The sequence below is a fragment of the Mesorhizobium sp. EU05-FHT14A09 genome, assembly GCF_058790995.1.
Genome location: NZ_JBYTDF010000001.1, coordinates 425,720 through 449,641 on the forward strand (window position 1 = coordinate 425,720; position 23,922 = coordinate 449,641).

25 protein-coding genes are annotated in these 23,922 nt (G+C 62.6%); 9 read left to right on the forward strand and 16 right to left on the reverse strand.

All coding sequences use genetic code 11. The features are described from left to right. Positions 1 to 34 precede the first annotated feature (34 nt). The gene (locus AC3WTO_RS01845) at positions 35 to 508 is read left to right on the forward strand and encodes a CYTH domain-containing protein (protein WP_492458975.1); all 474 of its coding nucleotides are present in this window, start codon (positions 35 to 37) and stop codon (positions 506 to 508) included. Continuing rightward, a complete protein-coding gene (locus AC3WTO_RS01850; protein ID WP_492458976.1) occupies positions 505 to 1,434 on the forward strand; it encodes a CHAD domain-containing protein in 930 nt (309 codons plus the stop codon). The genes AC3WTO_RS01845 and AC3WTO_RS01850 overlap by 4 nt, the downstream gene beginning before the upstream one ends. A gap of 3 nt (positions 1,435 to 1,437) precedes the next feature. On the opposite strand, the gene sigJ is transcribed toward AC3WTO_RS01850, so the two are convergent. The 4 genes from sigJ to AC3WTO_RS01870 all read right to left on the reverse strand — a co-directional run bounded on the left by sigJ (position 1,438) and on the right by AC3WTO_RS01870 (position 4,139). Beyond that, complete coding sequence (gene sigJ, locus AC3WTO_RS01855; RefSeq protein ID WP_492458977.1) at positions 1,438 to 2,313, reverse strand: RNA polymerase sigma factor SigJ; 876 nt, start codon at positions 2,311 to 2,313, stop codon at positions 1,438 to 1,440. Next, complete coding sequence (locus AC3WTO_RS01860; protein WP_492458978.1) at positions 2,306 to 2,866, reverse strand: hypothetical protein; 561 nt, start codon at positions 2,864 to 2,866, stop codon at positions 2,306 to 2,308. Before AC3WTO_RS01860 ends, sigJ begins: the two co-directional genes overlap by 8 nt. Beyond that, on the reverse strand, positions 2,866 to 3,237 hold the full coding sequence (locus AC3WTO_RS01865; RefSeq protein ID WP_492458979.1) for a hypothetical protein: 372 nt from the start codon (positions 3,235 to 3,237) through the stop codon (positions 2,866 to 2,868). The genes AC3WTO_RS01860 and AC3WTO_RS01865 overlap by 1 nt, the downstream gene beginning before the upstream one ends. Positions 3,238 to 3,332: 95 nt before the next feature. Continuing rightward, a complete protein-coding gene (locus tag AC3WTO_RS01870; protein ID WP_492458980.1) occupies positions 3,333 to 4,139 on the reverse strand; it encodes a LytTR family DNA-binding domain-containing protein in 807 nt (268 codons plus the stop codon). Positions 4,140 to 4,303: 164 nt separating this feature from the next. On the opposite strand from AC3WTO_RS01870, the gene AC3WTO_RS01875 reads away from it, so the two are divergent. Further along, complete coding sequence (locus tag AC3WTO_RS01875) at positions 4,304 to 4,816, forward strand: DUF6622 family protein (RefSeq protein WP_492458981.1); 513 nt, start codon at positions 4,304 to 4,306, stop codon at positions 4,814 to 4,816. Here the strand turns inward: AC3WTO_RS01875 and AC3WTO_RS01880 are convergent. From AC3WTO_RS01880 to AC3WTO_RS01900, 5 genes are all read right to left on the reverse strand, one after another. Beyond that, the gene (locus AC3WTO_RS01880; RefSeq protein WP_492458982.1) at positions 4,801 to 6,537 is read right to left on the reverse strand and encodes a SulP family inorganic anion transporter; all 1,737 of its coding nucleotides are present in this window, start codon (positions 6,535 to 6,537) and stop codon (positions 4,801 to 4,803) included. The genes AC3WTO_RS01875 and AC3WTO_RS01880 overlap by 16 nt on opposite strands. Before the next feature lie 195 nt (positions 6,538 to 6,732). Continuing rightward, the gene (locus AC3WTO_RS01885; protein ID WP_492458983.1) at positions 6,733 to 6,984 is read right to left on the reverse strand and encodes a helix-turn-helix domain-containing protein; all 252 of its coding nucleotides are present in this window, start codon (positions 6,982 to 6,984) and stop codon (positions 6,733 to 6,735) included. A gap of 87 nt (positions 6,985 to 7,071) precedes the next feature. Beyond that, a complete protein-coding gene (locus AC3WTO_RS01890) occupies positions 7,072 to 7,776 on the reverse strand; it encodes a phosphatase PAP2 family protein (RefSeq protein WP_492458984.1) in 705 nt (234 codons plus the stop codon). A gap of 60 nt (positions 7,777 to 7,836) precedes the next feature. Beyond that, on the reverse strand, positions 7,837 to 8,160 hold the full coding sequence (locus AC3WTO_RS01895) for a hypothetical protein (RefSeq protein ID WP_492460011.1): 324 nt from the start codon (positions 8,158 to 8,160) through the stop codon (positions 7,837 to 7,839). A gap of 192 nt (positions 8,161 to 8,352) precedes the next feature. Continuing rightward, positions 8,353 to 8,541, reverse strand: a complete 189-nt coding sequence (locus tag AC3WTO_RS01900; protein ID WP_129410741.1) for a hypothetical protein — start codon at positions 8,539 to 8,541, stop codon at positions 8,353 to 8,355. A 259-nt stretch (positions 8,542 to 8,800) separates the two neighbouring features. Here AC3WTO_RS01900 and AC3WTO_RS01905 point away from each other — a divergent pair, with 259 nt between their 5' ends. Beyond that, positions 8,801 to 10,801, forward strand: a complete 2,001-nt coding sequence (locus AC3WTO_RS01905; protein WP_492458985.1) for a PhoX family protein — start codon at positions 8,801 to 8,803, stop codon at positions 10,799 to 10,801. A 127-nt stretch (positions 10,802 to 10,928) separates the two neighbouring features. Here the strand turns inward: AC3WTO_RS01905 and AC3WTO_RS01910 are convergent, their stop codons facing one another. Then, complete coding sequence (locus tag AC3WTO_RS01910) at positions 10,929 to 12,059, reverse strand: flavin-containing monooxygenase (protein ID WP_492458986.1); 1,131 nt, start codon at positions 12,057 to 12,059, stop codon at positions 10,929 to 10,931. 158 nt (positions 12,060 to 12,217) lie between these two features. Between AC3WTO_RS01910 and AC3WTO_RS01915 the strand changes: the two genes are divergently transcribed. Continuing rightward, on the forward strand, positions 12,218 to 13,258 hold the full coding sequence (locus AC3WTO_RS01915; protein ID WP_492458987.1) for a phosphatidylglycerol lysyltransferase domain-containing protein: 1,041 nt from the start codon (positions 12,218 to 12,220) through the stop codon (positions 13,256 to 13,258). A gap of 45 nt (positions 13,259 to 13,303) precedes the next feature. Here AC3WTO_RS01915 and AC3WTO_RS01920 read toward each other — a convergent pair whose 3' ends face one another. After that, positions 13,304 to 14,065, reverse strand: coding sequence for an ABC transporter permease (locus AC3WTO_RS01920; RefSeq protein ID WP_492458988.1), 762 nt, complete (start codon positions 14,063 to 14,065; stop codon positions 13,304 to 13,306). Further along, positions 14,062 to 14,988 carry an ABC transporter ATP-binding protein gene (locus AC3WTO_RS01925; protein WP_492458990.1) on the reverse strand — a complete coding sequence of 309 codons (927 nt, stop codon included), beginning with the start codon at positions 14,986 to 14,988 and terminating at the stop codon, positions 14,062 to 14,064. The genes AC3WTO_RS01920 and AC3WTO_RS01925 overlap by 4 nt, the downstream gene beginning before the upstream one ends. A 244-nt stretch (positions 14,989 to 15,232) precedes the next feature. On the opposite strand from AC3WTO_RS01925, the gene AC3WTO_RS01930 reads away from it, so the two are divergent. Next, positions 15,233 to 15,694 (forward strand): hypothetical protein, encoded by a 462-nt coding sequence (locus tag AC3WTO_RS01930; RefSeq protein ID WP_492458991.1) that lies wholly within the window; start codon positions 15,233 to 15,235, stop codon positions 15,692 to 15,694. 118 nt (positions 15,695 to 15,812) lie between these two features. Next, entirely contained in the window at positions 15,813 to 16,076 is a 264-nt protein-coding gene (locus AC3WTO_RS01935; protein WP_492458992.1) for a PepSY domain-containing protein, read from the forward strand. A gap of 86 nt (positions 16,077 to 16,162) precedes the next feature. Here the strand turns inward: AC3WTO_RS01935 and msrA are convergent, their stop codons facing one another. The 4 genes from msrA to AC3WTO_RS01955 all read right to left on the reverse strand — a co-directional run bounded on the left by msrA (position 16,163) and on the right by AC3WTO_RS01955 (position 19,532). Next, positions 16,163 to 16,906, reverse strand: coding sequence for a peptide-methionine (S)-S-oxide reductase MsrA (gene msrA, locus AC3WTO_RS01940; RefSeq protein WP_492458994.1), 744 nt, complete (start codon positions 16,904 to 16,906; stop codon positions 16,163 to 16,165). Positions 16,907 to 17,008: 102 nt separating this feature from the next. After that, on the reverse strand, positions 17,009 to 17,311 hold the full coding sequence (locus AC3WTO_RS01945) for a hypothetical protein (RefSeq protein ID WP_492458995.1): 303 nt from the start codon (positions 17,309 to 17,311) through the stop codon (positions 17,009 to 17,011). A 217-nt stretch (positions 17,312 to 17,528) separates the two neighbouring features. Further along, positions 17,529 to 18,215, reverse strand: coding sequence for a DUF1223 domain-containing protein (locus tag AC3WTO_RS01950; RefSeq protein WP_492458996.1), 687 nt, complete (start codon positions 18,213 to 18,215; stop codon positions 17,529 to 17,531). Between the two features lie 291 nt (positions 18,216 to 18,506). Beyond that, a complete protein-coding gene (locus AC3WTO_RS01955) occupies positions 18,507 to 19,532 on the reverse strand; it encodes a pilus assembly protein TadG-related protein (RefSeq protein ID WP_492458997.1) in 1,026 nt (341 codons plus the stop codon). 148 nt (positions 19,533 to 19,680) lie between these two features. Here AC3WTO_RS01955 and lepA point away from each other — a divergent pair, with 148 nt between their 5' ends. Next, complete coding sequence (gene lepA / locus AC3WTO_RS01960) at positions 19,681 to 21,489, forward strand: translation elongation factor 4 (protein WP_492458998.1); 1,809 nt, start codon at positions 19,681 to 19,683, stop codon at positions 21,487 to 21,489. 331 nt (positions 21,490 to 21,820) lie between these two features. Next, entirely contained in the window at positions 21,821 to 23,842 is a 2,022-nt protein-coding gene (locus AC3WTO_RS01965; protein ID WP_492458999.1) for a hydantoinase/oxoprolinase N-terminal domain-containing protein, read from the forward strand. The last annotated feature ends 80 nt before the right edge of the window (positions 23,843 to 23,922 follow it).

Consider the following 23,922-nt stretch of genomic DNA (forward strand, 5'->3'; position numbering starts at 1 on the left):
ATTTGCCGCCGCTGCCGCGCTTTATTCCCTGCCGATGGCCAAGGAAGTCGAACGCAAGTTTCTGGTAAGGGACGAGGGTTGGCGCAAGGCGGTGGAGCGCAGCGTCGCGATCACCCAGTTTTATATGGCCATCTCCTCGGAACGATCGATCCGCATGCGTATCAGCAACGGCAAGGCTGCCAAGCTGACGCTGAAGTTCGGATCCGATCTGAGGGTGCGCGATGAGTTCGAATATTCAGTGCCGCTCGCCGACGCACGCGAAATGATGGCTTTCGCCATCGGCAACATCATCCGCAAGACCCGTCATCACGTCCATCATTGCGGTTACATCTATGAAGTCGATGTCTTCAACGATGTGCTCGATGGGCTGGTCGTGGCCGAACTCGAAACGAGCGACAGCGTGCCGGATGCCCTGCTGCCCGCCTGGCTGGGGCGCGAGGTTACCGGGGAACTGCGTTTCTCCAACGCCTCGCTGGCGTTGAACGGTTTTCCGGAGTTGGTGCCATGAGCGCACAGCTCGACGCAAACTTGCCACTTGCCAACGACGCCATGCGCCTGCTGCGGCAGGATGTGCACCTGGCGCTCGATCATCTGGCACGGGCCCATGCCGAGCCGGAGGAGCATCTGCACAAATGCCGTCGCCGGTTGAAAGCCGTGCGGGCGCTGCTGCGGCTTGTGCGGCCCGGCGACGAGGCCTTTTTCGAGGCGGAGAACACACGTTATCGGGACGTGGCGGCAAGCCTGGCAGGGCCGCGCGAGGCAACCGCGCTGATCGAGACGATCGACCGGCTTGCCGGTGCGTATCCCCGCCATGCCGATCTCTATGCCGGTATTCGTGCCGTGTTTGTCGAACGACGTGCTGCCGCCATGAGCGACATCACCGCTTTCGCTGCCGTTATCGAGGCGGCCACGGACACCTGCCGTCAGGGGTTGCTGCGCGTTGGCGCACTGACCCTGCCGGCCGATCCGAACGCCTCTGCGGCAATTGTCGTGGACGGGGTGCGGACTGGGCTGGAGCGTGCAAGGAAAGCGCTCGCCAGAGCCGGTTCGCGCGGCAAGGAGGAGGATTTCCACGACCTGCGCAAGGCCGTCAAGGTTCACGCCGCCCAATTCAACCTGCTGGGCAAGCTTTGGCCGGACAAGCAGCGCTACAAGGCGTTGGACAAGCTCGGCAGCAAGCTCGGGGACCTGAACGATCTCGCTGTCCTGGATGCTCTGCTGACAAAGGACGGTGAAGCCCTTGCGATCACAGCCGAGGCGCGGGCAGCTGTCGGAAAGGATCTGCAGCGGGAAGGCAAACGGTTGCGCAAGGAATGCCTTGCCGCCGCGACCGTACTTTTCGACAAGGATTGGAAGCGCAAGTTCGCAAAGCTGACCGACAAACTGCGGCTGCAGTTCGCGGCGGTTCCAACCACGACTCTGTGGGCTGCCTGAAGCTCACGCGCCCACATCGACGAGCTTGTCTGGATTGCGCACCACATAGACGCCGCAGATCGCGCCAGCGACATTGAGCTCGAAGCTCATCGTCTGCTCGACCTTGCCGGCGATGGCGACGACAAGCCCTGGTGCGCCATTGATGATGGCGGGCGCAATCGTGGTATGCGACGGGTCCGGATTCTTGCGCGCCACGCCGAGCATGAACTTCACCACGGCATCGCTGCCCGACAGAACGTTGATCGCTGCCGGGACCTTGCCGCCGCCATCGGCGACATATTCGACATCCGCAGCCAGCAACACCTTCAGCGGCTCGATATCGCCGGCGCGCATCGCCGTGTCGAATGCGGCCACAAAACGTGCGACGTCCTCGTTCGACGCCGGGAAGCGGCTTTGGTCCTGCCTGATCATCCTGCGGGCGCGAGACGCCATCTGCCGACAGGCTGCCGGTGTACGCTTCAGCGTCGTGGCGATGTCTTCGAACGGCACGTCATAGAGGTCGTGCAGGAAGAGTGCCGCCCGCTCCAGCGGCGACAGGCGCTCCAGCGCCCGCATGACCGAAAATGAGATGTCGAGTGCCGCGTCGCTGCTGTCGGGTTCGACCGCGCCGGCTCGCTCGACGATCGGCTCCGGCAACCAGGGACCGACATAGGTTTCGCGCCGCGCCTGCGCCGAGCGCAGCCGGTCGAGGCACAGGTTGGTGACGATGCGGGAGAGCAGCTTCGGGGCGTCTTCCGGCTCTTCGGCTCCGGCAAAACGCAGCCAGGCATCCTGCACGATGTCTTCCGCCTCGCTTACCGAGCCAAGGTAGCGGTAGGCAAGCCTGGTCAGGCGGTGGCGCTCGCCGAGATAGGCGGCGAGCCGCGGGTTTTCAGCCATCGACCATCTCCCGCCTTGTTTCTTCCGTTGCTTCGCCGGCCAGCCAGGCCAGAACCGGTTCGCAGGCATTGCCGTGGCCGAGCCCGCGCTTGAGCAGCGGGTAGAAGGAACCTGAAACCGTCGCCGCGGCAAGCCCGGCCACGCCGGTCTTGCCCCAGAGCGCCTCGCAGGCCGCCAGGATGTTCATCAGCGCCGGGTCGTTGGCCAGCACGGCTTCGGCGTAGTGGCGGGCAAGTGACATTTCGCGCGGTGCGGTTTCCGCGCCATCGAGCAGCATGGCACGGATGTCGCGCATCGGGACGCCGGCCTCGCGGGCCATGGCGATAGTGAGCCTCAGGCACGAGCCGCAATCCGTCTGCCGTGCCGCAGTGATGCGCGCGGCGAAATAGGGTGCGGCGGCCAATCCAAAGCGGTGGTCGGTGAAAGGCGAGACCAGTCCCAGTTTGAACGCGCCTAAGGTGTCGGTATCCGCGAGCTCCGTGAGGTAGCTGGTATCGTAGCCGTAGCGGCCGCCGAATTTGCGGAAGGCCCGTTTGAGCAGCAGGACAAGCATCAGGCTGGCCTCCTCTCGGGTGCCAGGAGTGCGATGAGAGGCAGCAGGCCCGGCAGCGCGATCAGCATGATGTCGCGCAGCGCATCCGTTGGCGTCGTGCCGTGCAGCAGGTCGGCCAGATGCAGCAGCGCATGGCCACCGAGGAAGATCGAGGCGACCAGGATCGCTTTTCGATCGCGCCTGAAAGCGCCGATGAACAGCCCTGTGCCCGCCGCGATGAAGGCGAGCCCGATGTCGCGGATGAAATGCAGATTGGCCGGACCGGTCTCAGTGACCCCCGGAATGGTTGCATACCAGGGCATTGGGGCGACCAGCATGAAAAGGCCGTTGGCGCTTTGATAAAGGCCGATGACGATGAGCAAAATTCGCATGTCGTTTCTCCTCGCCCTTTGACGGGATAGGTCCAGGAGGTGTGACATCGGACAGAAGATTTTTTCAGGTGCGGGTCCGCTGTAGAACTAGCGCGTTATCGGAAACCCGCTTCGCGCACCGCCGCCGCAAAGCTGCGGCTGACCGGCAACTGCATGCCGTCCTTCAGCGTGAGGAAAAGCTTGCCGTCCAGGCGGGCCGTGCCAGCGACTGCGTCCAGCGCAACCCAGTGCGAACGGTGTATCTGCAGTCCTGCTTCGCCTTCCGTCTCACGCATCGCATCTGCCATACGCATCAGCACAAGTGTCGAGCCCTTGTCCGTGTGCACCTCGACATAGTGATCTTGCATCGAAAGGCTTGTCAGTCTGCCGCGCAGAGGCAGCGGCAGGCGCTCCAGCAGCGGTGGTCTTGCGGTATGCTGGGACGCGGCGAGGGCAATGCCCGCTGGCGGCGCGGCAACCGGCTGTTCGGTATCGGCGCTTGTCTCGCCTTCGATCAGCATAGAGGCAAGCGATAAAGCCGCGGCGATCAAGGCGGAGTTGAAGAACAGCGTGAGGGCCGACGACGCATTCGGTATTGGAGCTGAAAGCGCCGCCCAGTCGAAAGCAGTGACCACGAGCGCGATTGGCACGCCCGCCGCAAGTCCCGTGATGAGTGCCCGCACCACCGATGGCACGGCGCGTCCGTGGAACAGGACCTCGCTGACCAGGCGAATGACGGCATAGCCTGCGGTGAAGGTGGCGAGCGCCAGCGCCAGCCAGTAGGCGAGGCGCGGCAGCAGCGTCAGTCGTTCATATGTGCCGAACGGTCCCGTCACGCCGAGCACGGCGGTGGCGAGCAGGATCAGTCCCCAGAAGCGAGGCGAAAAGGCGAGAGCCTGCATTTCGCGAAGCGTGGAATGCATCAGGCCGTGCTTCACGTATCGGATCGTCCCTTCCCGAAACGACGTTTGCCGCGACGACCGCACGCCGCCACGGTGCTGGCCAGCCGAGACGGCGGACAGCGCCACACTGGTAGCGCGCCGCCCGATACCCTTCAACCGACGATATTCCCGAACGGAGTTTCATCATGTCTGCCCAGGCCGCCAGCCCCAGCCTTATCGACATCGTCACCCACACGCCATTGTGGGTGTGGCCGCTGATCCTCTACGCTCTTTATGCCGGCTGGGCACGCACCCGCGACCGCATCGTTTCACCGGCACGCCTGTTCGCGCTCCCGGTGATCCTTGTTGCACTCGACGTTTTCGAGCTGGCCCGCAGTGGACTTACCTTGCCGACGACCGCGGGGCTCGCCGCGGGTGCCGCCGCCGGAGCGCTGGCTGGCCTGGCGGCAGCCCGGCACACACCGGCTCGTGCTCTTGGCGATGGCCGCCTTGCGGTGAAGGGACATTGGCTGCCTTTTGCCATCGTGCTGGCCATCGTTGTCGTCAGCTATGCGCGCGGCGCGGCGCTGGGCATCGATCCATCGCTGGCCTCCAATGCGCGCTTCCTGCTCGCCAATGCGGTGCTTGCCGGCTTCTTGCCGGCGCTGATGCTGGCACGAACCCTGGGCTCGCTACCACGCGGCTATACCTTTCGATGAGAGGATCGTGCACCCCCTCCGAGTTGCGCCTGTGCGTCCTTGACCGAGGCTGCGAAGCTCACCAGCGGGCGCTTGACCCCGTGGGTGATGAGCATGCGCCGCGTTTGCGGTGAAGCACCGGCGATGACGAACCGCACGCCTGCCTTCCTGGCCTTGTGCGCCGTGCCTTCGATGACATTGGCCGCGGTGGAATCGAACAGCGGCACCTGGGAACAGTCGAGGATGAAGTTCCTGCGCTGATCGGCGATGCGGTCGAGCACGGCAGCCACCGTCGAGGCGGCACCGAAGAAGAAGGCGCCGGAAATGCGGTACACGACGGTGTCAGGGTCGCTGGCCTCGCTCGCATCATAGGCGTGAGGGTCGCCATTGCTGGCATCGGCGACGTCGTCGGCGATCAACGGCGCTTCGTTTTCGGAGATGGCCACGACCTTGGCCATGCGGTCGATGAACAGCACGGACCCCAGTGCGAAGCCGACAACGATGCCTTCCGTAAGGTCGCGAAAGACGACGATCAGAAAGGTTGCGGCAAGAACCAGCGCATCCGCTCTCGAAGAGCGCAGCAGGGCCGTGATCGCCTGTTTCTCGACCATGTTCCAGCAGACGACAGCAAGCACGCCGGCAAGCGCGGCCAGCGGAATGTAGCTGGCGAGCGGTGCCGCCACCAACATGAAGACGAGCAGGAAAATGGAGTGCAGCATGCCGGCGACAGGCCCGTGTGCGCCAGCCCGCACATTGGTGGCTGTGCGCGCGATTGTACCGGTGACGCAGATGCCTCCGAATAGGGCCGAGCCGATATTGGCGAAGCCTTGCGCCACCAGTTCGCAATTGGAGCGATGACGGCGTCCGGTCATGCCGTCGGCGACCACCGCCGACAGCAACGACTCAATGGCGCCGAGCAGGGCAAAGGCGATGGCGTCCGGCAGCACAGCGATCGCCTTGTCCAGGCTCATCGGCGGCAGCGCCGGCAGGGGCAGGCTGCGCGGAATGCCGCCATAACGCGAGCCGATCGTGTCGGTCGGCAGCGCGAGCAGCGCCACCGTCAAGGAAGCCAGCGCCACGGCAACCAGCATGCCTGGCCAATGGGGGCGCCATTTCTTCAGTGCAACGACAGTCCCGATGGAAAGAAGAGCAATGCCGGCGGCGGACGGGTTGAGCGTATTGCCTGCCTGCCAAAGCGCCATCAGCTTCGGCACGAAAGGACCTGGCTCCTTGCCGGGAAGTTTGAGCCCCAGCAGTTCGACGATCTGGCCGGAGAAGATGATGACAGCGATACCGGCGGTGAAACCAACAGTCACCGGGTAGGGGATGTATTTGATGTAGGTGCCGAGCCGCAGATAACCGATCGCGAGCAGGAACAGCCCAGCCATCATCGTGGCAAGCAGAAGCCCGTCCAGGCCCTGGCGGTCTGCGGTGGATGCCACCAGCACGATGAAGGCGCCGGCCGGTCCGCCGATCTGAAAGCGGCTGCCGCCGAGTGCGGAGACGATGAAGCCGCCGATAATCGCCGTGAACAGGCCACGCTCCGGCGTCACGCCGGAGGCAATCGCAATGGCCATGGAAAGCGGCAAAGCCACGATGGCCACAGTCAGGCCCGCCAGAGCATCGGCGCGCAACTGCGGCAGGCGATAGCCTTCGCGCAGCACCGTCACCAGCTTCGGCGTGTATAATTCGGCAAATGTCGGCCCAGCCTTGCGAGCCTGCTGCTGGCGGACCTGATCCATGGCATGCCTTCCGCAAAAGCGTCGGCATCGTCGGCATCGCAATTGTCTTGCGGAAAGTCGGCGCTCGCCGTCGCGAACCTTGGAGCGCTTCCGTTTTTCACGAAAACACTCTAACCCTTTGTTTTTAAGCAATTTCGGACGGAAAACCGCTGCGACTTTTCCTGGAACTGCTCAAGCCGACCCGGATCGGGAAGCCTATACGGAGCTCTTCAGCCGCACGCCCCTGCCGCCGCGATCACTGGCCTGGTTGTCGCCGATCAGTTCCACCCCGGCCTCATCGAGTGCCTGGATGACCTTCATCAGCGTATCGACCACGCCCCGAACCACGCCGTCGCTCGCCTCCATGCGCTGGATGGTCGGCAGCGAAACGCCGGCCCGTTCGGCGAGCGTCTTCTGGTCGATGCCGGCCAGTGCCCGCGCCGCACGCATCTGTGCAGCGGTAATCACCGGTCAGAACTCCCGTCTGAGTCTGCAGAATAAATGTATGGTACTTTCATAATGATGTGTCAAACATGAATATGGATTGGAAATGCATTAGTTCAATTCGTTGTCGCCATTCTTGCCGTGCGGCATGGTGCGCGCCGCCAGCCAGCACAGCATGGCCCAGGCAAAGCCGGCACACCAGCCCGCCAGCACATCCGACGGCCAGTGCACGCCAAGATAGAGCCGCGACACCCCGACCATCAGCGTCAGCAGCACCGCAAGCACGAAGATATAGATCTTGGTGACATGGCCGGGCAGGAAACGCGCGGCCAGCGTACCGAGCGTGAGATAGGTCACGGCCGAGAGCATGGCATGTCCGGAGGGGAAGGAAAGCGAGGTTTCCACCGCGAGCCTGGGCACCAGATCCGGGCGAGGCCGGTCGATACCGAATTTGAGCAGGGTCGACAGGATCTGGCCGCCGCCGACCGCCACCAGCACGAACAGCGCTGTCGTCCAGCGCCGGATGAGCAGGAAATAGATGATGGTTGCAGCGGTGATCAGCGTCAGCACGGCAGCGCTGCCGAGCGCGGTGATGTCGCGTACCGCGCCTTCGAAGCGCGGCGAGCCGATCGGATTGCTCGGATCGCCAGCCTCGCGGAAAGCAAGCAGGATCTGTGTGTCGAAGCTGTGGGGCGCCGAGTCGCGCGCGACCTCCATCAACTCGACGAACCCCCAGAGGCCGCCGGCCACGATGATGCCGGCCAGCAGAACAGGGAATTCAATCCGGTCGTAGAGTGTCGAAATGGTCTTTCGCATCAATCCTGCCGCAATGCCGTCTGTCGAAGAATGCCGGCTTAATCTTTCCCGGCACGGCTGTCATCGGCCTTGCAAATAAGGCCCCAGCGTGACGAGCGCGACGGCAACGATGGCCAGCGCGACACCGACCGCCTGAATGGCCGTCAACTTCTCGCCGAAGAAGGCCAGGGCAACGGCATTCACCGCCACCAGTTGGATGACCGCCGAGAGGCTGAGTGAAATCGACATGCCGAAATCACGGATCAGCTTCAGCATGATCAGATTGCCGAGTGTATAAAGTGCCAGGGTGATGACGATCTTGCCGAGGCTCGGTGCCAGCGCCCAATGTTTGGCTGCCGTGGCGGCAAGCAGGAAAATCACGGTGGAGACACCGAGCTGCGCCATGCCGACTATGTTCACCGATTGCCTCCACCCAGCCCCGCTGGGCAAGCTTGTTTCCCAACGGCAAGCGACGGTCAAGTGGAGAGCCTGAGCCTAGCGCAATTCCAGCAAAAGTTCGCAGCGGTTTTGCGCCCGGAATTGTGCAAAACAAGGAGATAAAGCATTGAAGGCGATCCTGTTTTCGCCGGAAATGCCCTAGCGCAACTGAACCGTCTTCGGAAACTCGATCACCTGGCCCTTCGGCTTCGTGTGCTGGGCGGTGACGATGGCCTCGATCAGGATGTCGAGCGCCTCGCAGGCTTTCGTGCTGGTCTGGTCGTTGCCGCGCAGGTAGTGGGTTGCCCGCTCAAGATGCAGGCGCGCGGCGGCAAAATCACTGTTCATCGGTACTCCGTTTGTTGCCCACCACGAGAGAAAGCATGGAGCGATTCGGTTGCGGGAACGGAAATTCCCGAACAGGCATTTGATTCAAACTTGCTGCATTCCCTGGCTTTAGGCGTGATCCGGCGCATCGGGTTACGGTGCCGGCGACCAGGAGAAGAAGCCGAAATGGACGCGCCCTGCGTCACGAAACTGTTAAGCCCGACCGCTACGCAAGGGGCTGACACGCAGCCCAGCCAGCACCAACAGCCAGAGGTCAGCCATGTCGGACCATAAAGACATCCGCTTCCGCACCAGCCTGCTAGAAGAGAATGACGGTCCGGCGATCAACCCGACAGACAATCGCACCATGGGCGAGATCATCGCCGCACGCTTTTCACGCCGCGGTTTTCTCAAGGGCTCGCTTGCAGTTTCGGCCATAGCGGTCACCGTCAGCCCACTCGCTCTGACCAGCGCAGATGAGGCACGCGCGGCTGAAGGCGGCTCGGCCTTCAGCTTTGACGAGGTCGAAGCCGGCATCGACGACAAGCACCACGTCGCCACCGGCTACGATGCCGATGTGCTCCTGCGCTGGGGTGATCCGCTGTTTGCCGACGCGCCGGATTTCGATCCGAACAAGCAGACTGCCGAGGCTCAGGCAAAGCAGTTCGGCTACAACAACGATTTCGTCGGCTATATCCCTCTGGAGGGCTCGGCCGAGCACGGTCTTCTGGTGGTCAACCACGAATACACCAACCCGCATTTGATGTTCCCAGGCATCGTCAAGGTGGTGGAGAAGGATGGCAAGAAGGCACTCGAGCTTGCGCCGCTGACCAAGGAGCAGGTCGATGTCGAGATGACTGCGCATGGCGGCACGATCGTCGAAATTCGCAAGGAAGGCGGCAAATGGCGGGTGGTGCGTGACGGCAAGCTGAACCGCCGCGTCACCGCCAACACGGAAATGGCGCTCTCCGGTCCTGTGGCCGGTCATGACCGCGTCAAGACCAATGCCGATCCGTCGGGCACGAAAGTCATTGGGACGATCAACAACTGCGCGGGCGGCGTCACCCCTTGGGGTACCTATGTGATGGCCGAGGAGAACATCCACGGCTACTTCTCCGGGGCTTTGCCGGAAGGGCACAGGGAAGCAGCGAATTACAAGCGTCTCGGCATCCCGGAAGGCTCCTATGAGTGGGGCTCCCATTATGATCGCTTCGACCTCGCCAAGGAGCCGAATGAGGCGAACCGCTTCGGCTGGATCGTCGAGGTTGACGTCACCGATCCCAACTCGGCGCCGAAGAAGCGTACGGCGCTCGGTCGTTTCAAGCACGAAGGAGCTGAATCGATCGTCGCCAGGGATGGTCGCGTCGTCTTCTATCTCGGCGACGATGAGCGCTTCGACTACGTCTACAAATTCGTCACTGCCGGCAAGTTCGACCCCGCCAATCCGGCTGCCAGCAAGGATCTGCTCGACGAAGGCACGCTTCACGTCGCCAGGTTCGCGGAAGACGGCGGTGTCGAATGGTTGCCGATCGTCTTTGGCCAGGGCCCGCTGACCGCCGAGAACGGCTTCAGCAGCCAGGCCGATGTGTTGATCGAGACGCGCCGCGCCGCTGACCTGCTCGGCGCCACCAAGATGGACCGCCCCGAGGACATCCAGCCCAACGGCGTCAACGGCAAGGTCTATGTGATGCTGACCAACAACAGCAAGCGCAAGGACGACCAGGTTGACGCCGCGAACCCGCGCGCCAAGAACGCCTTCGGCCATATGATCGAGATCGCCGAGGAAGGCGGTGACTTCGCCGCCACCAAGGGCAGATGGGAAGTGCTGCTGAAATGCGGCGATCCGTCGGTGGCCGAGGTCGGCGCTTCTTTCTCGACCGCGACCACGGCCAATGGCTGGTTCGGCATGCCTGATAACTGCGCCGTCGATTCCACCGGGCGGTTGTGGGTGGCGACCGACGGCAACAACGCCAAGGAAACCGGCCGCACCGATGGCCTCTGGGCGATCGATACCGAGGGGCCGGCGCGCGCCACCTCCAAGCTGTTCTTCCGCGTGCCGGTGGGCGCGGAACTGTGCGGTCCGCAATTCGCGCCGGATGACAAGACGGCCTTCGTGGCCGTGCAACATCCTGGCGATGGCGGCACCGACTGGGAGCCGTTCGGCAGACCGTCCTACTATGAGGATCTTTCGACGCGCTGGCCGGACTTCAAGCCGGATATGCCGGTGCGTCCATCGGTCGTCGCCATCACCAAGCAGGATGGTGGCAAGATCGGCGTCTAGAGCAATTCCAGGAAAAGTGCGGAGCGGTTTTCCGTCCGGAATTGCGTAAGAACAAAGGGTCAGAGCGTTTCCGTGAAAATGGAAACGCTTTGGAGATTTGGATTGCTACCATGCGCAGGCGGCGAGGTCATCGCCGACCTGCGATTTGTGCCGCAATCGCCCTGGCTTCCTGGCCTGCGGCATAGAAGTGGCCGACGATGCTCGGCTGCATGGAGATGAACCATAGGCCGGGCTGGCCGCCGGTCTCTGCTCCGTTGACCTTCGGCTTGCCGGTATCGTCGACAACGCCGAGCCCGTCCAGCATGGTGTCCAGCCCGGTGCGATAACCGGTCGCGGCAATGACGACATCGGCCTTGATCTTCGTGCCGTCGGCCAGCACGACCTGTTCCGTCTCGAAGCCTGCAACCGAGGCCACGACCTTGATGCGGCCAGCCTTGATGGCGTCGATAGCGCCATCATCGGCGGAGATGGCGACGTGATCCTCCTTCAGCCGGGTGATGCCGCCTTTTTTCACAGGCGCGAAACCGAGTTTGCGAAGGTCGCCGAACAGCAGGCGCTGCAGCAGCGCGACCATGAAATCGCCGACCGGAATCGGCAGCGCATCGGTGATCCTCGAGAAGCGCTGCACGGCGATCTTGCCGACGCGTTTGGGCAGGACGGAAGGACCTGCGCGGGCGGCGAGGTGGATCATGGCAGTCTTGGCGCCGATCAGATAGTTCAGCACGTCGAAGCCGGAATTACCGGCGCCGACCACCAGCACGCTCTTGCCTTCATAGTCCCTGGGGCTGCCGAATGCGGCGGAGTGGATCAACCGTCCCTTGTATTCCGATGCTCCCGGCCAGTTTGGCATCCACGGCACCTTGTCATGGCCGGTGGCGACGATGAGGTTCCTGGCGCGGTGCACGCCTTTTCTGGTGTGGATCACCCAGTGGTCGCTTTCGCGCGTGACCCGTTCGACTTCCGTGTTGAACGCGATGGCGATGTGGCGCTCTTCGGCAAAGCGCTCGAGATAGGCGATCACCGCGGCCTTGGGCGGGAATGCCGGCACACCCTTGGGATAAGGCATGCCCGGCAAATAGGACATGTCGCGATGCGTGTTGAGCGCCAGCCGCTCGTGGCGCTGGCGCCACGGTTCGGCGATCTTGGCCTCTTTTTCGAACACGCGGGCCTTGATGCCATGCCGGGCCAGTGCGTCTGCCGCAGCCAGTCCGGCCGCCCCCGCACCGATCACGATCACTTCTTCGATCGCTTCGGTCATATTTCCACCAAATCCTTTCGCGACATCCCAGCCGCAACTCGATTGCGCTATGTGGCAACGAAGCCGATATGGCAAGAGAGGGTTGTGGGGTGGCAGCGGCTTGTTGATTCGGAAGACGGATCGATTAGCCGTTTTTGGGTATCATCTGGGCGTAATTTATGGGCTCGCTCCGCAAAAGCATCGACCGCTTCCTTGACGACCGCGCTGCCGCTGTTCCGCGCGCAAGCCTGCCGCTTGCCAAGCGGCTGGAAATGCTTGCTCAGCACGGCGATTTCTCGCTCGCCTATTCGACGGCCACGCAGCCACTTCTGTCCTACTTCGGCGACGAAGACGGCTACATCGCCTTCCAGACGATGATGGGGCGCCATTATGCGCTGGCCGATCCGGTCGTCGGCGACACGGATCGAGCCGCGCTGATTTGCCGCTTCGTGGAAATCGCTGATTCGCCCTGGTTCGTGCAGGTCGGTGAAGCGACCGCAAAGGTCCTGTCCGGCCTTGGCTACCAGGTCAGCCGCATCGGCTACGACACGCGCCTGCCGCTGCCGGCACATGACTTTTCCGGCAAGCCCAATGAAACCGTCCGCTATTCCGAGCGCTGGCTGGTCAAGAAGGGCTACACGCTGACCGAGGATCCTGGCGGGTTGGCCGACGCCGACGAAGTACGGCGGCTTTCCGATGAGTGGCGGGCCGGCCGCATTGTCGCGCGCCGCGAAATGGCCTTCCTCAACCGTCCGTTCCCGATTCTGCCCGGCCCCGGTATGCGCCGTTTCGTGCTGCTCGATCCGGACAGGAAGCTCACGGCCTTGCTGGATTTCGACCCGATCTCCAGAGGCGGCAAGGTCACCGGTTACACCACGGCCTTCAAGCGCAAGCTGGCCGGCGCTACCCCGCATGCCGAGATCGGCCTGACCAAGTTCGCCGTCGACCAGTTCCGCAAGGAGGGCATTTCCGCTGTTACGCTGGGCCTGTCGCCTTTGGCCGACATGGCGCCGAGCGGTTTTCCCGAAAGCACGTTCTGGCGCGGTGCGTTCAGCCGCGCCTTCGATTCAAATCTGGTCAACCGCCACCGCTTCAATCTGCAGGGCCAGGCCGCCTTCAAACGACGCTTCCACGGTGTCGAGGAACCGGCCTACATCGCGTTCAAGCGTGGCACCGCCAGTGGCATGCTGGCTTTGCTGCGGCTGCTGAAGGCGATCTGACCTGGAAGGTCGCGCCGACCTTCCAGGTCTCGATCGGGCGAAAATCTACGTTCTCAGCCGGTATCCGGTCTTGAAGATCCAGGCGACGACGCCGATGCACAGCAGCAGGAACACCAGCGTGATGCCGAGGCTGATTTCCACCGGCACGTCGGAATGGCCGAAGAAGGCCCAGCGAAAGCCGCTGACCAGATAGACGACGGGATTGAACAGCGAGATCGTACGCCAGACGCCGGGCAGCATGTCGATCGAATAAAACGAACCGCCAAGGAAGGTGAGCGGCGTCACCACCAGCAGCGGGATCAATTGCAACTGTTCGAAGCCGTTGGCCCAGATGCCGATGATGAAACCGAACAGGCTGAACGTGATCGCGGTCAGCACCAGGAAGCCAAGCATCCAGAACGGATGCTGGATGTCGAGTTCGACGAAGAGCGAGGCAGTGGCCAGGATGATCAGGCCGATGCCGATCGACTTGGTGGCGGCGGCCCCGACATAGGCGATGACCACCTCCAGATAGGAGACCGGCGCCGACAGCAATTCGAAGATCGTGCCGACGAATTTCGGGAAATAGATGCCGAAGGAGGCATTGGAAATCGACTGGGTGAGCAGCGTCAGCATGATCAGCCCGGGCACGATGAAGGCGCCGTAGCTCACTCCGTTGACTTCGGTGATGCGCGAACCGATTGCGGCGCCGAACACCACGAAGTAGAGCGACGTCGAGATGACGGGCGAGATCACGCTCTGCATGATGGTGCGCAGTGTGCGCGCCATCTCGACCTTGTAGATCGCCCAGACGGCGCGATGGTTCATGATTGCCTCCTCACCAGGGAGACGAAGATCTCCTCCAGCGAACTGTTTTCGGTATCCAGATCGCGGAACTGGATGCCGGCCTGGTCGAGGTCGCGGATCAGCGAGGCGACGCCTGGCCGTTCTGCCTGGTTGTCATAGGTGTAGGTGAGCTTTGTGCCGTCGGACGAAAGCTCGAGATTGTAACTTTCGAAGCCGTCGGGCAGGGTGGTGAGCGGGCTGCGCAATTCGAGCGTCAGCAGCTTGCGGCCGAGCTTGCGCATCAGCTCCGCCTTTTCTTCCACCAGGATGATCTCGCCCTTGTTGATGACGCCGACCCGGTCGGCCATCTCCTCGGCTTCCTCGATGTAGTGGGTGGTCAGGATGATGGTGACGCCGGAATCGCGCAGCGTCCGCACAAGCGCCCACATATCCTTGCGCAGCTCCACGTCGACGCCGGCCGTCGGCTCATCGAGGAACAGGATTTTTGGCTCATGCGACAGTGCCTTGCCGATCATCACGCGGCGCTTCATGCCGCCTGACAGGGTGATGATCTTGGCATCGCGCTTGTCCCACAGAGACAGGTCCTTGAGGACTTTCTCGATGAAGTTAGGGTCGGCCGGCTTGCCGAACAGCCCGCGGCTGAACGCCAGCACCGACCGCACCGTCTCGAAGGATTCCACCGTGAGCTCCTGTGGCACCAGGCCGATCAGGCTGCGCGCGGCGCGATAGTCTTTCGATATGTCATGGCCGTCGACGGTGACGGTACCGCCAGATCGATTGACGATGCCGCAAATGATCGAGATCAGCGTTGTCTTGCCGGCGCCGTTCGGCCCGAGCAGCGCGAAGATCTCGCCGCGCTTGATGTCGAGATTGATGTTCTTCAGAGCGCTGAAGCCGGTGGCATAGGTTTTCGAGACACCGGAAACGGAGATGACGGATTGCATGATGAAAAAGGTCTGATTGGAAAGGATTTGCGTTGTGCGCCTGAATGTCGGTTCCCGCAACCCGAAATCAAGGCGGCTGCTGACATATCTCGCCATCACTGGCCATGCGGCTAGGCTGGGCGCGGTTGGTCTCGCAGTGACATCGAAAGCGGAACGCCAGGCGAAAAATCATCGGGCCGCCGCAAAAGAACCGGGAAGTTTCCCGACATCAATGTCGATTGATGCGTCGCGAGAGGTTGGTCGCATGAGGAATGGTCTGCTTTTGCCGGCACTTGCGTGCGCGCTCGTTGCCAGTGCCACAGGTTTTCTCATCCACATGATTTCGGCCGAACCAGTCGCCTCATGGGTGGCGCGCCGCATGGCTGGGCAGAGTGTGGCACCATCCTGGGATGTTGCTGTGCCGGCGGCTTTGTCGTCGATCGAAATCGGCGTTGGCTTGACCATTCTCTATGGCCTGTGTCGCTCACGCTTACGATGGCTTGGCACAAGTCTGAGCGGTCTCGCTGTCGGCCTGTTGCTGCTCGCCGTCATGGGGCGCTTGATCCGACAACCGTTGATGGATTTCCTGGTCGGCAATCCCCTTGATGTCGTACTCGCGCAGAACGGCATGAGTTGGTTGACCTGGCTGGCGATGGGATTGGTGACCGCCTGGTGTTACGAGGCTCTCATAGCACGCCGCTTTGCCCAAACCGGAACGTCGACCTAACTGTGTCTCAACTCCTGCATCCGCTGCTTGCGGAACGATCGTTTATGCCGTGAGTTATGCAAATGGCCCGCAGGGTATCATGAGGACGCGCGTCGCGCGCCAGCTTCGGAGGGATCACATGCGTATCATCACTGTTCTTGCGGCGATTTCCTTGGTTGCCGTCGCTGTGCCAGCTGGTGCCCAGGCCAGGGACGTGCCGCCGCAGAACGCCAAGAAACTGTCGGAGATCGTCGCCAAGGTCGAGCAGCGGCCGGACTTCGCCTTCATCGACGAGGTCGACTGGGACAACAAGGGTTATGAGGTCACCTATTTCACCAAGGACGGGGCCAAGGTCGAGATCAAATACGATCCGGTGACCGCAGCGCCCATGAATCTGCAATAGGCTGGTACTGAGGGTGCTGCCGCCCAACAAAAAACCGCGCCGGGATCTTGGCGCGGTCTTTTGTTGTCTGGAGGTGGTCTAAGCCATTAACTCTTCGGGTTCGCCATGACGAGCATCGGCTTTTCGGAATAGAGATCGGGGAACATCGCCTTCAAATTCTCGATCTTCGGCAGGTCGTTGTAGACGATGTAGGGGTAGGTCGGGTTCCGCTCGAGGAAATCCTGATGGTAATCCTCGGCCGGATAGAACGCCTTGCCGGTTTCCAGCGTCGTCACGATCTTTTTGGGAAATGCCTTCGCCGTATCGAGCTGGGCGATGTAGTCCTCGGCAATCGTCTTCTGCTCGGCATTGGTCGCGAACACCGTGGAGCGGTACTGGGTGCCGTAGTCCGGTCCTTGATAGTTGAGCTGGGTCGGATTGTGCGCCACCGAGAAATAGACCTGCAGCAGCTTGCCGTAACTGATCTTCGAAGGATCGTAGGTGACCTCGACGGACTCGGCATGGCCGGTGCTGCCCGAGCCGACGCGCTCGTATTCGGCCGTATCCGCCGCGCCACCGGCATAGCCGGAAACGGCCTTCGTCACGCCCTTGACGTGCTGGAACACGCCCTGCACGCCCCAGAAGCAGCCGCCGGCGAATACGGCCTTCTGCAATCCGGCTGCCGATTTCGCATCGACGGTGGGCGGTGGGATGTTCACCGCTTCTTCGGCCGCACGGGTTGGTCCCTGCAGCAATGTCAGCGCGGTCGCGGCCAGCGCAAGGCCTGTGAGTGCCGAGCGTGTCAAGGCCTTCCACGGTCTGGCTGCCTTGGATTTGCGGTTTGAGATCATGCATGGGCTCCTTCACAAGGGCCGGGCGACGATGCACGCACTATACGACGGTCGAGGCCGATTGGCTTTCACGATCCCGTGCGTCATCGCCCGAATCCGGGGTTATTGTGCTGGTTTCATCGCATCCGCAGGCTTCATGGCGTCAGCTGGCTTCATCGCATCTACGGGTTTCATAGCATCTACGGGTTTCATGGCGTCGGCAGGCTTCATGGCGTCGGCTGGTTTCATGGCGTCAGCCGGTTTCATCGCATCGGCAGGCTTCATCGCATCAGCGGGTTTCATGGCGTCAGCGGGTTTCATTGCATCCGCAGGCTTCATGGCATCTTCGGCATAGGCGCCGCCAGCGGTGAGCGCGGTCGCGGCAAGGGCGAAAGCCAGCGCCTTCAGGCTGAATGGACGGGTCATGCTGTTCTCTCCTTCGAGGTTTGCTGGCGCATCTGACGGCGCCGGTTGTGCCCGGCCGCTGCCGCGGCCGTGCGATGCTTCGGCCGCGATTGGCCGAAGATTCGTGGTGCTTCGCCTAGGTCAACTCCAGCAAAAGCACGCAGCGGCTTTGCGTCTGGAATTGCGTAAAAACAAAGAGATAGAGCATTGAAGGCGATCCTGTTTTCGCCGGAATGCTCTAGTTGACGGCCGCAGCCAGGATCGCTCCGCCTTGCGGTGCCTGCACCAGAACGGCGGTCGAAAGACCGTCGCCGGCCTTGGGCAGCGGCAGTGTCGCCGCTTCGCCGGTCCAGGTGCCTAGCCGGGTCAATGCGTGGACAACATTGGCGTGCGGCAAGCTATGTCCGCTGTTTTCGCCACGCCCGACCGGCACATCGACGACACCTGGCCGATACTGCACCAGCCAGACGTCGGCACCGCCGGCAGGGGCAGCACCGGGGCCGATGGCTGCCTTGCCGTCGGCGAGCGACAGAATCGGTCCGCTCGCGGGCTTGTCTGCGCCAATCAGGGCTTCGATGTCGGAAAGCTGGTTGCCGACCGTATCGGTGCGGCCATTGACGACGACCTGCGGCGTGAACGGGCCGCTGCGGCCAAGCGCCGGTTCATAGGTCACCTGCCGTTCGGTAAATTCCGGCCTGCCGAACGTGTCCTTCCAGCCGAGGTAGTCCCAGTAGGTGACCGCGAAGGACAGCGCCAGCACATCCGGCCGGTCCTTGAGCTTGATCAGGTTGGCATTGGCTGGTGGGCAGGAGGAACAGCCCTGGCTGGTGAACAGTTCAACCACCGTGAGAGGCTGGGCAGCCGCTGCGGCCACGCCGGCCATCAGCAGGGCGCCCGCCGCAATGCCCTTCGCTGCAACAGCCATGCCACCGGAGAAATTCCAGCAAAAGCGCGCAGCGATTTTGCGTACGGAATTGCGTAAAAACAAAGAGATGGAGTGTTTCCGCGCTTCCGCTAGAAGCGGAAACGCTCCAGGGATCTTCGCATGCATCGAATGCTCCGTGTCGCGGCCACCAATGGCCTCTGCTGGAACATTCGGCGCTACGCAGCCGCTCGTTACCGCCCATCACTGCTTCGTGATCGAGCGGGCAAAAAAAGACCCGCCGCAGACGGATCCGGGCGGGTCGAATTGGACGAGAGTAAACTTGGGCAGGGACTATTCAGTGAGGGCTGTGGTCGACGGCTTCTGCGAAAATTCGCATTTGCCTGTCACAGTGTAGAAGAAGTCGGCGTTTGCGACAGGCGCGGGTACCGCGTTGCCACCGTCTTCCCACGCCTGCTGGCTGCTGGTTCCGCAGGGCACCGCCCGAAAGATGTCGACTTTCTTGCCGGTCCCCACTTCGACATCGTCAATGTAAAGGCGGTTCGAAGTCGCCGGGTCATTGGACTTGAGCTGCTTTGGGTTGCCTTCCGGGACATCCATCTGCAGGTAAAGCGTTTCCATTGTGCTGACGTCGACTTTCGCACCGTCGGTATCCGCCGGTGAACTGGTGCAAACCACCTGCACGCTGCCGTCTCTGAAAGCGCCTGGCTTGAGAGGATTGGTCACGGCACTCGTCACGCATGTCTGCGTCTGGCGAACCGTCATCTTACCCTTGCTATCGGGTGTGGAGAGGACGGCTTTGCCGTAACCTTTCCCGCCGTTGTCGTTCTTTTGATAGGTGATCTGCATCAACGCTTTTGCGCTGGTCTGATTAAAGCCGGTGCCATACAGCGTCACTGTTTTGGCCCACCATCCTGAAACCTTGTCGACCTTGAATGTCGCTTCCACCAGCGCTGGTGTCTTGGTGGCGGCGGAAGTGACGCCGATTGCCACGCTGGTGATGGTGGCGAGCTGCATGAATTTGGTCGGCATGTTGTAGCTCGCCGCCGATTTGGCATGCGCCGTGCCGTCGCCGTCGACGATGAAGCTGGACAGGGTCGCGGTGCCGTTGCCCCTGTTGGCGTCATAGAAAGCCTGCAACGCCTCCTGGCGTTTGGCCAGGCTCGTATCGGTCGGCAGCGTGGTGATGGCCAGTGTTGCCGCATCCAGCGCATTTTGCATTTCGTTCTTTGAACTAACGCCGGACGTATAGTCGACCGACAGGCCAAGCACCGCAAACAATGGCAGCGCAGCCAGCGCGAAGGCCGGCGCGAAGGAGGCATTCTCCGAGGTAAGGAACTTCAGGCAGGGCTTTCGCATGAGCGCATCCTGGGGCAACGATCCATGACGGATAGCATGCGCCTTTCCAACGCCCGGCTAACACAACCGCTAAAGATTTAACTTCTATGCGCAACCCCAGCGCCGCCGCCGCTTGCCGGAGCATTCCGCCCCTGATAAAGGCCGCGCCATGAGCACGCCCATTTCCAACATCCGCAATTTTTCGATCGTGGCACACATCGACCACGGCAAATCGACGCTGGCCGACCGCCTGATCCAGATGACCGGCGCGCTGGAGGCGCGCGAGATGACGGAGCAGGTGCTCGACAACATGGATATCGAGCGCGAGCGCGGCATCACGATCAAGGCGCAGACCGTGCGCCTGAACTACAAGGCCAAGGATGGCCAGGACTATGTGCTGAACCTCATCGATACGCCCGGCCATGTCGACTTCGCCTATGAAGTGTCGCGCTCGTTGCGCGCCTGCGAAGGTTCGTTGCTGGTTGTCGACGCCTCGCAGGGTGTCGAGGCGCAGACGCTGGCCAATGTCTACCAGGCCATCGACGCCAACCACGAGATCGTCGTGGTGCTGAACAAGATCGACCTGCCGGCGGCGGAGCCGGACCGCATCAAGGAACAGGTCGAGGAGGTGATCGGGCTCGACGCTTCCGAGGCCGTGATGATTTCAGCCAAGACCGGCATCGGCATCGACGAAGTGCTGGAAGCGATCGTCACCAAGCTGCCGCCGCCGCGCGAAGGCGATGCCACGAAACCGCTGAAGGCCATGCTGGTCGACAGCTGGTACGACGCCTATCTCGGCGTCATTGTTCTGGTGCGCGTCATCGACGGCGTGCTCAAGAAGGGCCAGAACATCCGTATGATGGGCACCGGGGCGAAGTATCCGGTCGAGCGTACTGGCTTCTTTACCCCGAAGATGGTCCAGGCCGACGAGATCGGCCCCGGCGAGTTCGGCTTCATCACCGCCTCGATCAAGGAAGTGGCCGACACCCGCGTCGGTGATACCATCACCGAGGACCGCCGCCCGACCACCGATCCCTTGCCAGGTTTCAAGCCGGCGCAGCCGGTGGTGTTCTGCGGCCTGTTCCCGGTCGATGCCGCCGATTTCGAGGACCTGCGCGCCGCCGTCGGCAAGCTGCGCCTCAACGATGCGTCCTTCTCTTATGAAATGGAAACCTCGGCCGCACTTGGCTTCGGCTTCCGCTGCGGCTTCCTTGGCCTGCTGCATCTGGAGATCATCCAGGAACGGCTGGAGCGCGAGTTCGATCTCGATCTCATCGCCACGGCCCCCTCGGTCGTCTATCGCCTTGCGCTGACCGATGGCACGGAAAAGGAACTGCACAATCCGGCTGATATGCCCGACGTGGTCAAGATCGATCATATCGAGGAGCCGTGGATCCGCGCCACCATCCTGACGCCGGACGACTATCTCGGCGGCATCCTCAAGCTTTGCCAGGACCGGCGCGGCATCCAGGTCGACCTGTCCTATGTCGGCAAGCGCGCCATGCTGGTCTACGAACTGCCGCTCAACGAAGTCGTGTTCGATTTCTACGACCGGCTGAAGTCGATCTCCAAGGGTTATGCTTCCTTCGACTATCATCTGACCGACTACAAGGAGGGCGACCTCGTCAAGATGTCGATCCTCGTCAATGAAGAGCCGGTCGACGCGCTCTCCATGCTGGTTCACCGCACCGCAGCCGAAAAGCGCGGCCGCGCCATGTGCGAGAAGCTGAAGGAATTGATCCCGCAGCACATGTTCAAGATCCCGATCCAGGCCGCTATTGGAGGGAAAGTGATCGCGCGCGAGACAATTTCGGCCCTGCGCAAGGACGTGACCGCCAAGTGTTACGGTGGCGACGTCACCCGCAAGCGCAAGCTGCTGGACAAGCAGAAGGAAGGCAAGAAGCGCATGCGCCAGTTCGGCAAGGTCGACATCCCGCAGGCGGCCTTCATCGAAGCGCTGAAGATGGGGGACAACTAGGGGCGGCTCGACGCACCGCGTGATTGGCGATGCCGCACCTATGCTGCCGATACCATGGTTCGTCCCTTCATCCTGCTTCCGCTCTTCCTGTTGTGCGCCTGTGCATCGCCACGCCCGATGCCGCCGGCTCCGGTCAAAGCCGTGGCATCAGAACCCGCCGAGCCGCTCGATCCTTCGATCAAGCCGCTGAGCCAGGAGCTGGAAGAGGCGGGGCAACAGAAGCGCAGTCCATCCTAGTACCTGCTGCCGTTCTGGCACAGCCTATCCGCCTTTCGCGGTCGGCCGTGATGGTCTAAAGCCCGGGCAGCTTCTGTCTTGCTTGGGTCCTGCCGTGACTGTTTCTTCTTCCGCTCCGCTTTTCCTTGGTATCGACACCGGCGGTACCTATACCGATGCGGTCCTGTGGTCTGATACGGGTGACAGGGGCACGGTGGTCGCCAAGGCAAAGTCGCTGACGACGCGGCACGATCTTGCCGTCGGCATTTCCGGCGCGGTCGGGCAGGTATTGGAACAGACCGGCGCCGATCCCGCCTCGATCAAGCTGGTTTCGATGTCGACCACCCTTGCCACCAATGCGCTGGTGGAAGGGCAGGGCGGGCGTGTCGCGCTGGTCATGATCGGCTTCGGCCAGGGCGATCTCGAACGTGACGGGTTGAAGGCTGCACTCGGCACCGACCCGGTGCTTTTCTGCCCCGGCGGCCATGATGTGCATGGCAATGCGGCAGTTCTTGATCTTTCCGAGCTGGAAGCAGCCCTTCCTGAGCTTGGCCGGTCCGTTTCGGGTTTCGCCGTCTGCGCTTATTTCGCCACCCGCAATCCCGCGCATGAACTCGCTGCACGCGAACTGATCCGTGACGTCACCGGCCTGCCGGTCACCTGCAGCCACGAATTGTCGTCGAAACTCGGTGGCCCGCGCCGGGCGCTGACCACTCTGCTCAATGCGCGGCTGATCGCCATGATCGACCGGCTGGTCGCAGCCACCGAGGGCTTCCTCGTCGAGCGTGGCATTGCCGCCCCTTTGATGGTGGTGCGTGGCGACGGCGCGCTCGTCTCCGCCGATTTTGCGCGCCAGCGGCCGATCGAGACCATTCTCTCTGGGCCGGCAGCCTCCCTGGTCGGTGCGCGCCACATGACCGGGCTGGACGATGCCGTCGTCTCCGACATCGGCGGCACCACGACCGACGTCGCCGTGCTCGACAAGGGGCGGCCACGGCTCGACCCGGAAGGTGCCACTGTTGGTGGCTTCCGCACCATGGTCGAAGCGGTTGCCATGCGCACCTTCGGCCTCGGTGGCGATTCAGAAGTGACACTGGAAGACGGCGGCTTGTCGCCGAGGATCCAGCTGGGACCGCGGCGGGTCGTGCCACTGGCGCTAGCCGGCCTTGCCCATGGTGGGGCGGTTTTGGCCGAACTGGAGCGGCAGCTGCGTGCGCCAAACCCGGGCCGTATGGACGGGCGCTTTGCGGTGCGCACCGGCGTGCCGGAGCGGCTGGCTGCCGGCTTGAGTGCACCGGAGGCCAAGCTTTACGAGGCGATCGGCAGCGTGCCGTTGCCGATCGATCGGTTGCTCACCTCCAATGCGCAGAATGCGACGCTGAACCGATTGGTGGCGCGGGGGCTGGTGCACATTGTCGGCTTCACGCCTTCGGATGCGGCGCACACGCTGGGCAAGCAGTCAAACTGGGACGCTGTGGCCGCCCGGCTGGGCGCCGAACTGTTCGCCCGCCGCAAGGACGGACGCGGCCAGCCGATCGCCGCCTCGCCGGAGGAGATTTCCGAACGAGTTCTGGTGGCGCTGACCAGGCTCTCGGCGGAAGTCATCCTGGAGACCGCCTTCGCCGAAGACGGGCTGGACGGCGCCGCCACCGTGGCGCATGCGCTGGTGCAGCGTGCTGTCGACGCTCATCCAGGCATCGCCAGGCTGACCGTGGCGCTCGATCGCCCGGTGATCGGCCTTGGCGCTTCGGCGCCGCTGCACTATGCGGGGCTTGCTCCCCTGGTCGGCAACGAGTGCATTGTGCCGGTCGACACCGATGTCGCCAATGCGCTGGGTGCCGTGGTCGGCCAGGTGCGGGTGACGGCGGAGGCGCGCGTCAGCCAGCCGAAGGAGGGACTGTTCCGGGTCTCGTCCGGCGAAGGGGTGCGCGACTTCACCAGGGAAGAGGAGGCGATGGCCAAGGCGGAAGCCGATGTGCGCAAGCTCGTTGCCTTGCGCGCCGGCGAGGCCGGAACGGATACCGCCGAGATCGATGTCGCCCGCGATATCCGCGCCTCCGTGGTTGAAGGCCAACGCATGTTCATCGAGGCGCATGTCGTGGCCACTGCCGCCGGTCGGCCGCGCATCGCGGCGTGAGACCGGCACGCAAAGCGGCACTCCAGCCACTTGCGAAGCGTAAACGCGTACCGCGCCGCCTTGTAGCAAGCGCTAAATCG

Excerpts from the sequence above, each read along its gene's own strand:
- AC3WTO_RS01890 (WP_492458984.1), bottom strand. The coding sequence starts at position 7,776 with ATGCGAAAGACCATTTCGACACTCTACGACCGGATTGAATTCCCTGTT.
- AC3WTO_RS01880 (WP_492458982.1), bottom strand. The coding sequence starts at position 6,537 with ATGGATCAGGTCCGCCAGCAGCAGGCTCGCAAGGCTGGGCCGACATTT.
- AC3WTO_RS01950 (WP_492458996.1), bottom strand. The coding sequence starts at position 18,215 with ATGGCTGTTGCAGCGAAGGGCATTGCGGCGGGCGCCCTGCTGATGGCC.
- AC3WTO_RS01850 (WP_492458976.1), top strand. The coding sequence starts at position 505 with ATGAGCGCACAGCTCGACGCAAACTTGCCACTTGCCAACGACGCCATG.
- lepA (WP_492458998.1), top strand. The coding sequence starts at position 19,681 with ATGAGCACGCCCATTTCCAACATCCGCAATTTTTCGATCGTGGCACAC.
- AC3WTO_RS01895 (WP_492460011.1), bottom strand. The coding sequence starts at position 8,160 with ATGGCGCAGCTCGGTGTCTCCACCGTGATTTTCCTGCTTGCCGCCACG.
- AC3WTO_RS01930 (WP_492458991.1), top strand. The coding sequence starts at position 15,233 with ATGAGGAATGGTCTGCTTTTGCCGGCACTTGCGTGCGCGCTCGTTGCC.
- AC3WTO_RS01900 (WP_129410741.1), bottom strand. The coding sequence starts at position 8,541 with ATGAACAGTGATTTTGCCGCCGCGCGCCTGCATCTTGAGCGGGCAACC.
- AC3WTO_RS01945 (WP_492458995.1), bottom strand. The coding sequence starts at position 17,311 with ATGACCCGTCCATTCAGCCTGAAGGCGCTGGCTTTCGCCCTTGCCGCG.
- sigJ (WP_492458977.1), bottom strand. The coding sequence starts at position 2,313 with ATGGCTGAAAACCCGCGGCTCGCCGCCTATCTCGGCGAGCGCCACCGC.
- AC3WTO_RS01860 (WP_492458978.1), bottom strand. The coding sequence starts at position 2,866 with ATGCTTGTCCTGCTGCTCAAACGGGCCTTCCGCAAATTCGGCGGCCGC.
- AC3WTO_RS01910 (WP_492458986.1), bottom strand. The coding sequence starts at position 12,059 with ATGACCGAAGCGATCGAAGAAGTGATCGTGATCGGTGCGGGGGCGGCC.
- AC3WTO_RS01875 (WP_492458981.1), top strand. The coding sequence starts at position 4,304 with ATGTCTGCCCAGGCCGCCAGCCCCAGCCTTATCGACATCGTCACCCAC.
- AC3WTO_RS01845 (WP_492458975.1), top strand. The coding sequence starts at position 35 with ATGGCCAAGGAAGTCGAACGCAAGTTTCTGGTAAGGGACGAGGGTTGG.
- AC3WTO_RS01935 (WP_492458992.1), top strand. The coding sequence starts at position 15,813 with ATGCGTATCATCACTGTTCTTGCGGCGATTTCCTTGGTTGCCGTCGCT.
- AC3WTO_RS01915 (WP_492458987.1), top strand. The coding sequence starts at position 12,218 with ATGGGCTCGCTCCGCAAAAGCATCGACCGCTTCCTTGACGACCGCGCT.
- msrA (WP_492458994.1), bottom strand. The coding sequence starts at position 16,906 with ATGATCTCAAACCGCAAATCCAAGGCAGCCAGACCGTGGAAGGCCTTG.
- AC3WTO_RS01925 (WP_492458990.1), bottom strand. The coding sequence starts at position 14,988 with ATGCAATCCGTCATCTCCGTTTCCGGTGTCTCGAAAACCTATGCCACC.
- AC3WTO_RS01905 (WP_492458985.1), top strand. The coding sequence starts at position 8,801 with ATGTCGGACCATAAAGACATCCGCTTCCGCACCAGCCTGCTAGAAGAG.
- AC3WTO_RS01870 (WP_492458980.1), bottom strand. The coding sequence starts at position 4,139 with ATGCATTCCACGCTTCGCGAAATGCAGGCTCTCGCCTTTTCGCCTCGC.
- AC3WTO_RS01955 (WP_492458997.1), bottom strand. The coding sequence starts at position 19,532 with ATGCGAAAGCCCTGCCTGAAGTTCCTTACCTCGGAGAATGCCTCCTTC.
- AC3WTO_RS01865 (WP_492458979.1), bottom strand. The coding sequence starts at position 3,237 with ATGCGAATTTTGCTCATCGTCATCGGCCTTTATCAAAGCGCCAACGGC.
- AC3WTO_RS01920 (WP_492458988.1), bottom strand. The coding sequence starts at position 14,065 with ATGAACCATCGCGCCGTCTGGGCGATCTACAAGGTCGAGATGGCGCGC.